The sequence below is a fragment of the Paraburkholderia silvatlantica genome, from assembly GCF_003096715.1.
GTDB lineage: Bacteria > Pseudomonadota > Gammaproteobacteria > Burkholderiales > Burkholderiaceae > Paraburkholderia > Paraburkholderia silvatlantica.
In genome coordinates this window covers 292,842-305,550 of the sequence record NZ_QEOL01000005.1, presented here as the reverse complement: position 1 = coordinate 305,550, position 12,709 = coordinate 292,842, and the positions used below count along the sequence as shown (strand labels likewise).

The following is a 12,709-nucleotide window of genomic DNA, read 5'->3' as shown; positions in this document are numbered from 1 at the left end:
CATGAAGAGGCTCTTTCCGCACCCCTGGCTCACCGTCGTGCTGCTCGTGTGCTGGGTCTTGCTGATGAACGACGTGTCGCCGGGCAACCTGCTCCTCGGATTCGTGCTCGGGACCGCCATCGCCTACCGCGTGGGCGAAGGGCTGTGGCTCACGCCCGTGCGCTTCGGCAAGCCGTGGCGGCTCGTACGGCTCCTCGGGCATGTGCTCTACGACATCCTCGTGGCGAATCTCGAAGTCGCGTTGCTCGTGCTTGGCCCGACGCAGCGCCTGCGCCCCGCCTTCATCGACGTGCCGCTCGACAGCACCCACGAAATCGCGCTGGCGGCGCTCATCAGCATCGTCTCGCTGAGCCCCGGCACGCTGTGCGCCGAGCTCTCCGACGACCGCAGACGCCTCGTCGTGCACGTGCTCGACCTCGAAGACGAAGCCGCGCTCGTCGCCTTGATCAAGTCCCGTTACGAAGCCCCGCTCATGGAGATCTTCGCATGCTAGCCATCGTCATTCCGGTGTCGTTCGCGATCCTCGGGCTCGCGTTCCTGCTCACGCTCGTGCGCCTCGTGCGCGGGCCTTCGCTGCCCGACCGGCTCGTTGCGCTCGACACGCTCAATATCAACGCGATCGCGCTCATCGTCGTCTACGGCATCATGCTGCGCTCGACGGTCTTCTTCGAAATCGCGCTGCTCATCGCGGTGATGGGGTTCGTGGCGACCGTCGCGTTCACCAAGTACCTGCAGCGCGGCGACATCATCGAACTGAACTAGGACGCGTGCGTCATGCAAACCGTCATCGAAGCGATTGTCTGCGTGCTGCTCCTGCTCGGCAGCGCGTTCACGCTGATCGGCGCCATAGGACTCGCACGCCTGCCCGACTTCTACATGCGCCTGCACGGACCGACCAAGTCGACCACGCTCGGCGTGGGCGGCGTCGTGCTCGCTTCCGTCGTGTATTTCAGTGCGCACAATAATTTCGCGAGCCTGCACGAAGTGCTGATTCCGGCGTTCCTGTTTCTCACCGCGCCCATCAGCGCGCATATGCTCACCAAGGCCGGGATCCAGCAGCGCGTCGCCGTTTCGTCCGTGACGCGCGGAAGGCCGGACGCGGCCAGTGCCAGTGCCAGTGCAGGCGGCGAGCGTGCGCGAGACGCGAACCGGGACAGCAATGCCGCACAGGACTCTTGAATGCGCGGTGCGTGGTGGCGTGCTGCATGCGCCGCTCACGCATCCGCGCCGCGCCCGGTCTTGCGGGCCTCGCCCAGCACGTAATCGATGAAGGTGGACGCCGCCCGCGTGTGGTGGCGGTTCGGCATATAGAGCATATACATATGCGTGCCGAAAATGCTCAGGCGCCAGGCGTCGAGCGACGTCACGGCCGCGCCCCGGCGAATGTCGTCGTGCATCACGTAGTCGGGCACGATGCCCACGCCGAGTCCCGCGAGAATCGACTGGCGCAAAAACAGGAAGTTTTCCGAAATAATCGAGGGCTCGAGCAGCACCTCGTGCCGGTCCTCGTTCAGATAGCCCGCCAGGCGCAATTGCCGCCCCACCACCGTCGCCGTGATGACGGGCGCGCGCGCCAGATCTTCCAGCGTTTGCGGCATGCCGTGCCTTTCAGCCCATTCCTTGCGCGCGCACGCGATGTACTTCACCGGCCCCATGTCGCGCGCCACGAGATTCTGCGGCGGCTCGTGCATCACGCGCACGGCAATATCGACTTCGTCGCGCAGCAGGTCTTCCACGCGGTTCTCGAACATCACGTCGAGCACGATGCCGGGGTACATCCGCTTGAACTGGATCAGCCAGTCCGACATCACGAGTTGCCCGTAGCCGCTCGGCACCGAAAGCCGCACGCGCCCCTGCAGGCTCTGGCCGAGGGTGGAGACCGATTCGCGCGCGGCGAGCAGCGCGTTCTGGATCGCGCGGCCGTGCTCGTAGAGCTTCAGGCCGATTTCGGTCGGCTCGACACGGCGCGTGGTGCGGCGCACGAGCTGCAGGCCGATCGACTTCTCCAGGTGATTGAGGTGGTAGCTGACGTTCGCGCGGCTCATCTTGAGCCGGCGCGCCGCCTCGCTCAGGTTGCCCGCGTCGAGAATCTCGACGAGCAGGGTCAGCGCATTGACGTCCATGGCACATCCACTGTCAAGGATATTTTGACAGTCTGTCAACGAGCGATGGGATTGTCAATTGCTCCTGGCGCGCCGAGAATCGGCGTGAACATGAAACATTGCCACTCGGGCAATCTCGGGCCGTCAATATGACCCGCCAGTCCGGCCCTCATTATGGAGACAGTATCGCCATGGCAACCCATCCCGTGAACGCCTCCCCCGTCACGCATGAACTGCGCGGCAAGGTGCTGCTCGTCACCGTCGACAATCCGCCCGTCAACGCGCTGGGCGCGGACGTGCGCCGCGGCCTCGCCGCCGCCATCGGGCATGCCGAGGCGAACGACGCCGTGCAGGCCGTGCTGATCGTCGGTGCGGGGCGCAATTTCATTGCCGGCGCGGACATTCGCGAGTTCGGCCAGCCGCCGCAGCCTCCCGCGCTGCCCGACGTATGCAACCGCATCGAGGCCTGCCACAAGCCGGTGATCGCCGCGATTCACGGCGCGGCGCTCGGCGGCGGCCTCGAAGTGGCGCTCGCGGCACACTACCGGCTCGCCGTGGCGGGGGCGAAGCTCGGCCTGCCCGAAGTGCAGCTGGGCCTGCTGCCCGGCGCAGGCGGCACGCAGCGCGCGCCGCGTTTGATCGGCGCAGAGACGGCGCTCTCGCTCATGCTGAGCGGCCGTCATGCAAGCGCGCAGGAGGCGCACAAGCTAGGCCTCGTCGACCGGCTGGGCGCGAGCGACGATATTCTCGCCGAAGGCCTCGCCTACGCGCAGGAACTGCTCGCAGGCCACGCACCGGTGCGCCGCACCCGCGACGCCCAGGCGCTCGCCGACCGCACGCAAGCGCAAGCCGCAATCGACGCCGCGCGCGCCGAGACCGCGAAGAAATCGCGTGGCCTCTTCTCGCCGCTGAAGATCGTCGATTGCGTGCAGGCCGCGCTCGATCTTCCGTTCGACGAGGGCCTGCGCTTCGAGCGCAAGCAGTTCCTCGAATGCCTCGAGAGCCCGCAGCGTGCGGGTCTCGTGCATGCGTTCTTCGCTGAGCGCGAAGTGCAGAAGGCCCCTGAAACGAAGAGCGCGAAGCCGCGCGCGATCGAAACCGTCGGCGTGATCGGCGGCGGCACGATGGGCGCGGGCATTGCCGTGGCCGTGCTCGACGCGGGCCTGCCGGTGACGATGATCGAGCGCGACGACGCCTCGCTCGCGCGCGGCCGCGCCCATGTGGAAAAGGTCTACGACGGCCTCATCGCCAAAGGCCGCATGAAGCCCGAAGCGAAAGCGCAGATTCTCGCGCGCTTGAGCGGCAGCACCTCGTACGATGCGCTTGCGAACGCCGATCTCGTCATCGAAGCCGTATTCGAGGACATGGCCGTGAAGCAGGCCGTGTTCGCCGAACTCGACCGGGTGTGCAAGCCCGGCGCCGTGCTCGCGACCAACACCTCGTATCTCGACATCGACGCCATCGCGGCCAGCATCGAACGCCCGCAGGACGTGGTGGGCCTGCACTTCTTCTCGCCCGCCAACATCATGAAGCTGCTCGAAATCGTGGTGCCGAAGCAGGTGAGCGCCGATGTGGTCGCCACGGCGTTCGAGCTGGCGAAGAAGCTGCGCAAGGTGCCCGTGCGCGCCGGCGTGTGCGACGGCTTCATCGGCAACCGCATTCTCGCGGTGTTTCGCACCGCTGCGGATCATCTGATGGAAGACGGCGCTTCGCCATATCAGATCGACAAGGCCGTGCGCGACTTCGGCTTTCCGATGGGTCCGTACCAGGTGGTCGATCTCGCGGGCGGCGACATCGGCTGGGCCACGCGCAAGCGCCGCGCCGCCACGCGCGATCCGAAGGCGCGCTACGTGCAGATCGCCGACCGCATTTGCGAGCGCGGCTGGTTCGGCCAGAAGACGGGCCGCGGCTTCTATCTGTACCCGGAAGGCGCACGCACGGGCACGCCCGACCCCGAAGTCGAAGCCATCATCGAAGCCGAGCGCGAACGCGCGGGCATCACGCCGCGCGCCTTCACCGACGAAGCAATCATGCGCCGTTACATGGCCGCGATGATCAACGAAGGCGCGAACGTCGTGCATGAAAAGATCGCCCTGCGCCCGCTCGATGTCGATGTCACGCTGCTCTACGGCTACGGCTTCCCGCGCTATCGCGGCGGCCCGATGAAGTACGCCGATACCGTGGGCCTCGCCAACGTGCTCGCCGATATCCGCGAGTATGCGAAGGAAGATCCGCTGTTCTGGCGTCCTTCGCCGCTGCTCGTCGAACTGGTCGAGCGCGGCGAGAATTTCGCGAGCCTCAATCACTCGGCCTGAAAGTGCAATAAGGGTGCAACAAGGAGCTTTTCAGACATGGACCTCAAATTCACCGCCGAAGAAGAGGCGTTTCGCGGCGAAGTGCTAGCGTTCCTGAACGAGCGCCTGCCACAGCGCCTTGCCAGCAAGGTGAGCAATGGCCGGCACCTCACGCGCGAAGACATGGCGCAATGGCACGCCATCCTCCACGAAAAAGGCTGGCTCGCGAATCACTGGCCGCGGGAATACGGCGGCCCCGGCTGGACCGCCGTGCAGAAGTTCATCTTCGAGAACGAATGCGCGATTGCAGGCGCGCCGCGCATCGTGCCGTTCGGCGTGAACATGCTCGGCCCCGTACTCATCAAGTACGGCAGCGAGGCGCAAAAGCGCTACTGGCTGCCGCGCATTCTCGACGGCTCGGACTGGTGGTGCCAGGGCTATTCGGAACCGGGCGCGGGCTCGGACCTCGCCTCGCTGCGTACGGCTGCCGTGCGTGACGGCGGCCACTACGTGGTGAACGGCCAGAAGACGTGGACCACGCTCGGCCACTACGCGAACAGGATCTTCTGCCTCGTGCGCACGGCCACCGACGTGCGCAAGCAGGAAGGCATCAGCTTCCTGCTGATCGACATGAACACGCCGGGCATCGAGGTTCGCCCCATCGTCACACTCGACGGCGAACACGAGGTCAACGAAGTGTTCTTCACCGACGTGCGCGTGCCGGTGGCCAACCTGGTTGGCGAGGAAAACCGGGGCTGGACCTACGCGAAATATCTGCTCACGTACGAGCGCACGAATATCGCGGGCGTGGGCTTTTCGGTGGCAGCGCTCGCGCGCCTGAAGCGCGCCGCGCAGAAGATCACGCGCAACGGCAAGCCGCTCGCGGAAGACCCGCAATTCGCAGCGCGCATCGCAAAGGTCGAGATCGATCTCGAGAACATGAAAACGACGAACCTGCGCGTGATCGCAGCCGTGGCAGGCGGCGGCGTACCCGGCGCCGAAAGCTCGATGCTCAAGATCCGCGGCACCGAGATCCGCCAGGAGATCTCCTCGCTGCTGCGCCGCGCGATGGGACCGTATGCGGCGCCGTTCGTCGAGGAAGCGCTCGAAGAAGGTTACGCGGGCGACGCAATCGGCCCCGACGAAGCCGCCAGTGCCGCCGCGCAATACTTCAACAACCGCAAGCTGTCGATATTCGGCGGCTCCAACGAAATTCAGAAGAACATCATCTCCAAGATGATTCTCGGTCTTTGAGGCACGCCATGGACTTCCAGCACACTGAAGACCGCCGCATGCTTGCGGATACGCTCAATCGCTTTATCACGGAGCAATACGGTTTCCATGCACGCGATACAATCGCGCGCTCCGATGCAGGCTTTAGCGCAGACATGTGGCAGCGCTTCGCCGAACTCGGCGCGATCGGCGCGCTGTTCGCCGAAGCCGATGGCGGCTTCGGCGGCGCGGGCTTCGACGTCGCGGTGGTGTTCGAAGCGCTCGGGCGCGGACTCGTGGTCGAGCCGTTCCTCGATACGCTGATCGTCGGCCGCGCGCTCGCCCACGCGGGCAGCGAGGCGCAGCGCGCGCGCATCGCCTCATTGATCGACGGCTCGCAAATCGCCGCGCTCGCGCACGACGAGCCGGGTTCGCACTACGAGGACGCACGCGTGGCGGCGCGCGCGGAGAAAGGCGGCGATGGCTGGATCCTGCAAGGTGCGAAGGGCGTCGTACAGCACGCGGAACATGCCGATGTGCTGCTCGTTTCGGCACGAACCTCGGGTAACGAATTCGACGAAGCGGGCATCTCCCTCTTCCTCGTGCCGCGCGCTGCAGCGGGCGTGAGCGTGCGCGGCTACCGCAAGATCGACGGCGGCCGCGCCGCGGAAGTGACGCTCGACGGCGTGAGGCTGAATGCCGATGCGCTCGTCGGCACGCAAGGCAGCGGCCTCGCGACGCTCGAACATGCACGCGGATACGGCATCGTCGCGCTTGCATCGGAGGCCGTGGGCGCGATGGATATCGCGCGCGACTTCACGCTCGAGTACCTGCGCACGCGCAAGCAGTTCGGTGCGCCCATCGGCAGCTTCCAGGCGTTGCAGCATCGCATGGCGGACGTGCTGCTCGAAATCGAGCAGGCGCGCTCGGCGGTCATCAACGCGGCAGCGGCGATCGACGCGCCGCGCGCGCCGCGCGAGCGTGCGCTTTCGGCCGCCAAGTACACGATCGGGCGCATTGGCGCGCGCGTGGCCGAAGAAGCGATCCAGCTGCACGGCGGCATCGGCATGACGTGGGAACTGCCGCTCGCGCACTATGCAAAGCGGCTCGTGATGATCGATCATCAGCTCGGCGACGAGGATCATCATCTCGCGCGCTACATCGCATTGGGGCGCGAGGCGGCATGAAACATGAGGGGCGGCTGCATGCAGTTGCCCCGGCAACGAACCAGGAGTACCTGTTGATGCAGACGGACAAAGACATGCCCCTGGCGGGCGTGCGCGTGCTCGACCTTTCGCGCGTGCTGGCCGGGCCGTGGAGCGCGATGGTGCTCGGCGACCTCGGCGCGGAAGTCATCAAGATCGAGCATCCCGAGCGCGGCGACGACACGCGCGACTGGGGTGTGCGAGTCGGCAAGACCGAGACTGCGTATTTCAACAGCGTGAACCGCAACAAGCGCTCGATCACGCTCGATCTGCAAACGCCCGAAGGCCAGCAGATCGTGCGCCAGCTGGCGAAAACCAGCGACATCGTCGTTCAGAACTTCAAGTGCGGCGGAGCGGAAAAGCTCGGGCTCGGCTATGAGCCGTTGAGCGCCGAGAATCCGCGTCTCATTTATTGCTCGATTTCGGGCTACGACCGCACCGGACCCGAAGCGCAACGCCCCGGCTACGACCTCGTCGTGCAGGGCGAAACGGGCCTCATGGCGATGAACGGCGAAGCCCACCAGCCGCCGCTCAAATTCGGTGTGGCGGCCGTGGATCTTTTCACGGGCATGTATTCCGCACAGGCGATGCTCGCCGCGCTCTACGAGCGCGAGCGCACGGGCCGCGGGCGCCACATCGAGATGGCGCTGTTCGACTGCGGCCTCATGATTACCGCTTATTACGGCCTCGAAGCGCTGCTGATCGGCGAGGACCCGCCGCGTTACGGCAATGCGCACCCGTCGATCGTGCCGTATGGCGTGTTCGATGCCGCCGATGGTCCGCTCGTCATCACCGTGGGCAACAACGCGCAGTTCGAACGCTTTTGCCGCGAAGTGATCGAGCGCGCCGACCTCGCCGACGATGCGCGCTACAAGACCAACATCCTGCGCGGGCAGAACCGCGAAACGCTCCTGCCCGAACTCACTCGCGAACTGGGCAGCCGCCCGCGCAAACTGCTGCTCGAACGGCTCGCGCGCGCGGGCATTCCGTGCGGCGAAGTGGCGGGCTTGCGCGAGGCGCTGCTTTCGCCGCGCGCCACGCGCGGCGGGCTCGTCACGCAGCAGCCGCATCCGCATACCGAAAGCGGCACGACGCCGGTGCTTGCGCCGCCCTGGCGCTTCGACGGCGAACGCCTGCCCGTGCGGCACGCGCCTCCGCAACTGGGCGAAGGCACGCAGGAGGTCCTGCAGTCGATGCTCGGTTATTCGGCGGAACAGGTGGCCGCGTTGAAGGAGAAAGGCGTTATCTGAATCCGGTCCCGGCCGTACCCGGCCTCGCGTTGCACGTAGTTGCGCGCGCCCGGTTATATTGCGCGTGATGGTCCCGCACGCCGCTTGCGGCTAGTCGCGCACGGCGAGTCGCGCACGGCGAGTCGCGCACGGCGAGTCGCGCACGGCCGGCTGCGGACAGCCGGCTGCGGGCCGGCAGCCGCTCAATCTCGCGCCCTTCCCGCGAGCCCCAGCAAACGAACCCGCCCCGCTCATGGAGCACGCCTACGATCATCTGCTGCACCTGCTCGCCGCGCACGCGACGTGGACGCTCGCCTTTGTCGTGGTCGCCGCTTTCCTCGAATCGCTCGCGTTCGTCGGCACGTTCATTCCCGGCAGCACGGCGATGTTCATTGCAGGCGCGTTCGCAGCCACCGGCACGATCAACCTCGGCTGGCTCTTCGTCTGCGCCATTGCGGGCGCCGTGGCCGGCGACGGCGTGAGCTTCTGGATCGGCCATCGCTATCGCGGCTCGCTGGCCCAGATGTGGCCGTTCAGCCGCCATCCCGCCATTCTCGAACGCGCGCAGGCCTACTTCGTGAGCCACGGCACGCGCAGCGTGATCCTCGCGCGCTTCATCGCGCCGCTGCGCGCCGTCGTGCCGATCGTCGCGGGCATGGCCGGTATGAAGCCCATGCGCTTCCTCATGATGAACGTGATTTCCGCGCTCGTCTGGGCGCCCGCGCATATCGTGCCGGGCGTGGTGTTCGGCGCCTCGCTCCAGCTCGCGGGCGCCGTGTCGTTCCGGCTGGTGGTCGTCATCGGCATCGTCGCGCTCGCGGTCTGGCTCATCTGGCGTTTCGTGCGCATGCTGCTGCTGCACATCGACAACTGGGCAGGCGCGTCGCGGCGCAGCGCGGCGCAGTGGGCGGCGCAGCATCCCGGGCGCGCCTCGAAGCGCATCGCCCGCCTGCTCGACCCGGCGCAGCCCGCGCTCGGCCCCGTCATCGTGATCACGGGCCTCGTGCCGGTATGCGCCGCCGTGTTTTCCTATGTGCTCGGCAACGTGCTGCGCGGCGCGCCGCTCGTGCAAATCGACCAGTCCGTGCGCCAGTTCCTGCAGTCGATTCGCACCACATGGGCCGACGCGGCCCTCGCGCGCGTCGAAACGCTCGGCAGCACCTGGACGCTGGCGGCGCTCATCGCGACGGCGGGTATATGGATGGTGCTGGAGCGGCGTTGGCGCACTATCGCTTACTGGATGATCGCGGCGGCCGTTTCGCAGTTGCTCATCCTCATCCTGCGCTTCGTGATCCACCATACGTCGCCGGGCGGCGGCCAGGCCGTCGAGGCCTACGTGTTCCCGAGCGACCGCGTGTCGTCGATGGTGATCGTCTACGGCTTCGTGATGTTCCTGCTCGTGCGCCGCGCAAGCATGCTGGAGGCCGCGCTCGTTGCCGCGCTCGGCAACGGGATCGTCGTGGCCGTAGCGTTCGCGGGGCTCTACTTCGACCGCTTCCTGTTCTCGGACGCCATCGGCGGCGCGGCCTTCGCCGCCATCTGGGTGGCGATCGTGGTGCTCACCTCGCTCTGGCGCTACCCGAAGCGGCCGCCGCAACGCGCATACATGCCGCCCATCGTGCTGATCGTGCTGGTCGGCGCCGTTCTGCTGCAAACGTTGCCGGCCGCGCGCACGCCCGCGCCGCCCACCGCCGCTGCGGCGCCGCCTGTCGTCCTTTCGCAGATGCAGTGGAGCGATTCGCTGTGGAGGACGTTTGCGTGCTATCGCTTCGACATGAAAGGCGCGCGCCGAGAGCCGATCACGATCCAGTGGGCCGCGAGCGCCGACGATCTGCGCGCCGCGCTGCGCGACGCGGGCTGGGCCGAAGGTCCGCAGCTCTCGGTGAGGAGCGTGCTATCGCTTGTCGCACCGAACGTGGACGTGATGTCGCTGCCGCTGCTGCCGAAGCTGAACAATGGCCTGCCCTCGCCGCTCGTGTTCGCCCGCGCGCGCCTCGCCGGGAAGCCTGACGACGCGGGCGAGCCGGGCAGCCGCCGCGACGTGCTGCGCTTCTGGCCGTCGGGCTACGCGCTCGCGCCGCGGCATCATGGAAACAGCAATGGAAACGGCAATGGCGACGGCCACGCAGGCGACGGGGAGCCCACGCCGATCTGGGTCGGCTCGCTCGTCCATGAACGGCTGCGGCGCGGGTCGTGGCCGTTCAACGTGGTCACGACCTATCCCGACGACGCCTCCGACCTCAGCGCCCCCGGCCAGCCCGCGGGCTGGCGGACGCTCGCGCTGCCGGGCGAGCTGAGCTGCGAAGGGCGGCCCGTCAAGCTGATCGTGCAGGGCGAGCGCTGAAAGGGCGATTGAAGGCTCAGGCCGGGCTCTCGCCCCAGCTTCCCGTGGCGTGGAAGCGGTCGATGCGCTTGCGCGCGTCCGCGTAGGCGGCGTCGAGCGCGGCGTCGGGGCCCGTGTAGTTGCGCATCATGTCGTGAAAGCGCACGCTGCGCCCTTCGACATGGGCGTCCGCCCCGTGGCGGCAGATGTAGCCGCTGTAGTGGAACAGCGGCTCGGGCGCGCGCGGCCCGAACGCCGGAATCGGCAGCACCCAGATCTCGAAGCCTTCATGCTCGGTGTGGTCCCACATGGTGTGTCTCCCGCTCGCCATGACATCGATTATCGTCGCACGGCACCCCTCTCGCCTGCAAACGGCCGTTTTCCCCGAGTTTGGCTAAACTATGCGGGCGCAGCAGAACCCAAACCCGACTCAGGACCCAGAAGCGATACCCCACATCATGACGCCGGCCTCTCTCACGCAGGAACCGCAGTCCGTCTCCAGCGCCGTCACGCGCAACGCCTTCTTCATCGTGGCGACCGTCAACGAAGACGCCGCGAGCCGCGCCACCGTGCGCGCCTGGTGCGCCGATGTCGCCAACCTCGTGCGCGCGGTCGGCAAGCGCGTACCCGCCGGCAATCTGTCGTGCGTGGTCGGCTTTTCGTCCGACGCATGGGACAAGCTGTTCGGCGAGCCGCGCCCGGCCGGCCTGCACCCGTTCCGCGAATTCGGCACGGGCGAGCGCAAGGCCATTGCCACGCCGGGCGACATCCTGCTGCACATTCGCGCCGACGAAACCGACCTCTGTTTCGAGCTGGCCACCCAGCTCATGACGCGCCTGGAAGGCGCGGTCACGACCGTGGACGAAGTGCACGGCTTTCGCAACTTCGACATGCGCGCGATGATCGGCTTCGTCGACGGCACCGAGAATCCGACGGGCAACGAAGCCGTCCATTTCACGGTGATCGGCGAAACCGAAGATCCCGAATTCTGCGGCGGCAGCTACGTGCTCGTCCAGAAGTACCTGCACGACATGAAAGGCTGGAACGCGCTTTCCGTGGAGGCCCAGGAGCACATCATCGGCCGCACCAAGCTGCAGGACATCGAACTGGACGAAGCGGTGAAGCCGAGCTGGTCGCACAGCTCGCTCACCACGCTCGAAGACGACGCGGGCAACGAGATCAAGATCCTGCGCGACAACATGCCGTTCGGCCGGCCCGGCTCGGCCGAATTCGGCACCTACTTCATCGGCTACGCGCGCTCGCCCGAGCCGATCGAACAGATGCTCGAAAACATGTTCGTCGGCCTGCCGCCCGGCAACTATGACCGTCTGCTCGACTTCAGCCGCGCCGTCACGGGGGGCCTGTTCTTCGTGCCGTCGCAAACGCTGCTCGAAGCACTCGCCGAAGTCGACCCGGGCGCCGCGCCCACCGTCGAGGTGAGCGCCGCCGGTTCATCAGAAACAGAAACCGGGCCTGCCGCCGCGCCGAGCGCGGACGGCTCGCTCGCCATCGGATCCCTTAAAGGAGCACCCCGGCATGAATAACCTCCATCGCGAGCTGGCGCCCATTTCCACGGCCGCGTGGTCGCAAATCGAAGAAGAAGTGGCGCGCACCTTCAAGCGCTCGCTCGCGGGCCGCCGCGTCGTGGACGTCGAGGGCCCCGGCGGCCCGGCGCTCGCGGCAGTCGGCACCGGCCACCAGAACGGCATCGAAGCGCCGCTCGAAGGCATCCGCGCGCGCCAGCGCGAAGTGAAGGCGATCGTGGAATTGCGCGTGCCGTTCGAGCTGTCGCGCGACGCCATCGACGACGTGGAACGCGGCGCCGAAGACTCCGACTGGCAGCCGGCCAAGGACGCGGCCACGCGCCTCGCGTTCGCCGAAGACCGCGCGATTTTCGACGGCTACACGGCCGCGCAGATCACGGGCATCCGCGAGGGCTCGTCGAACCCGATCCTGCCGATGCCGGCCGATATCGCCGACTACCCCACGGTCATCGCCAAGGCGCTCGAGCAGTTGCGCCTGCAAGGCGTGGACGGTCCGTACGCGGTGCTGCTCGGCTCCGATGCGTACACGGCGGTGAGCGAAGCGAGCGACATGGGCTATCCGATTCTCGAGCACATTCGCCGTCTCGTGAACGGCGAGATCATCTGGGCGCCGGCCATCGAGGGCGGCGCGATCCTGAGCACGCGTGGCGGCGATTTCGCGTTCCACCTCGGGCAGGATGTGTCGATCGGGTATTCGTCGCATGACGACAAGAGCGTGAAGCTGTATCTGCAGGAGAGCTTCACGTTCATGATGCTGACTTCCGAGGCTTCGGTGGCGGTGAAGCCGGAGTAAGCCTCGA

12 protein-coding genes are annotated in these 12,709 nt (G+C 66.9%); 10 read left to right on the top strand and 2 right to left on the bottom strand.

All coding sequences use genetic code 11. The features are described from left to right. Position 1 precedes the first annotated feature (1 nt). The 3 genes from C7411_RS09565 to C7411_RS09555 are packed head-to-tail and all read left to right on the top strand — an operon-like array spanning position 2 to position 1,179. Positions 2-493: a Na+/H+ antiporter subunit E gene (locus tag C7411_RS09565; RefSeq protein ID WP_110383555.1), complete on the top strand. Its 492-nt coding sequence runs from the start codon at positions 2-4 to the stop codon at positions 491-493. Beyond that, entirely contained in the window at positions 487-762 is a 276-nt protein-coding gene (locus C7411_RS09560; protein WP_069261755.1) for a K+/H+ antiporter subunit F, read from the top strand. The genes C7411_RS09565 and C7411_RS09560 overlap by 7 nt, the downstream gene beginning before the upstream one ends. Positions 763-774: 12 nt before the next feature. Next, a complete protein-coding gene (locus C7411_RS09555; protein ID WP_110383554.1) occupies positions 775-1,179 on the top strand; it encodes a Na+/H+ antiporter subunit G in 405 nt (134 codons plus the stop codon). Between the two features lie 35 nt (positions 1,180-1,214). Here C7411_RS09555 and C7411_RS09550 read toward each other — a convergent pair whose 3' ends face one another. Continuing rightward, positions 1,215-2,123, bottom strand: a complete 909-nt coding sequence (locus C7411_RS09550) for a LysR family transcriptional regulator (protein WP_110383553.1) — start codon at positions 2,121-2,123, stop codon at positions 1,215-1,217. 170 nt (positions 2,124-2,293) lie between these two features. Here C7411_RS09550 and C7411_RS09545 point away from each other — a divergent pair, with 170 nt between their 5' ends. From C7411_RS09545 to C7411_RS09525, 5 genes are all read left to right on the top strand, one after another. Then, positions 2,294-4,417: a 3-hydroxyacyl-CoA dehydrogenase NAD-binding domain-containing protein gene (locus C7411_RS09545; protein ID WP_110383552.1), complete on the top strand. Its 2,124-nt coding sequence runs from the start codon at positions 2,294-2,296 to the stop codon at positions 4,415-4,417. Between the two features lie 36 nt (positions 4,418-4,453). Then, positions 4,454-5,650, top strand: a complete 1,197-nt coding sequence (locus tag C7411_RS09540; RefSeq protein ID WP_110383551.1) for an acyl-CoA dehydrogenase family protein — start codon at positions 4,454-4,456, stop codon at positions 5,648-5,650. Positions 5,651-5,658: 8 nt separating this feature from the next. Further along, positions 5,659-6,795, top strand: a complete 1,137-nt coding sequence (locus tag C7411_RS09535; RefSeq protein ID WP_110383550.1) for an acyl-CoA dehydrogenase family protein — start codon at positions 5,659-5,661, stop codon at positions 6,793-6,795. 56 nt (positions 6,796-6,851) lie between these two features. Then, complete coding sequence (locus C7411_RS09530; protein ID WP_110383549.1) at positions 6,852-8,063, top strand: CaiB/BaiF CoA transferase family protein; 1,212 nt, start codon at positions 6,852-6,854, stop codon at positions 8,061-8,063. Positions 8,064-8,295: 232 nt separating this feature from the next. Then, complete coding sequence (locus C7411_RS09525) at positions 8,296-10,386, top strand: VTT domain-containing protein (protein ID WP_110383548.1); 2,091 nt, start codon at positions 8,296-8,298, stop codon at positions 10,384-10,386. 16 nt (positions 10,387-10,402) lie between these two features. Here C7411_RS09525 and C7411_RS09520 read toward each other — a convergent pair whose 3' ends face one another. Further along, positions 10,403-10,675 carry a hypothetical protein gene (locus tag C7411_RS09520; RefSeq protein ID WP_042266579.1) on the bottom strand — a complete coding sequence of 91 codons (273 nt, stop codon included), beginning with the start codon at positions 10,673-10,675 and terminating at the stop codon, positions 10,403-10,405. Between the two features lie 148 nt (positions 10,676-10,823). Here C7411_RS09520 and C7411_RS09515 point away from each other — a divergent pair, with 148 nt between their 5' ends. Further along, complete coding sequence (locus tag C7411_RS09515; RefSeq protein ID WP_110383547.1) at positions 10,824-11,909, top strand: Dyp-type peroxidase; 1,086 nt, start codon at positions 10,824-10,826, stop codon at positions 11,907-11,909. Further along, positions 11,902-12,702 carry a family 1 encapsulin nanocompartment shell protein gene (locus C7411_RS09510; protein WP_042266583.1) on the top strand — a complete coding sequence of 267 codons (801 nt, stop codon included), beginning with the start codon at positions 11,902-11,904 and terminating at the stop codon, positions 12,700-12,702. Before C7411_RS09515 ends, C7411_RS09510 begins: the two co-directional genes overlap by 8 nt. Positions 12,703-12,709 lie beyond the last annotated feature (7 nt).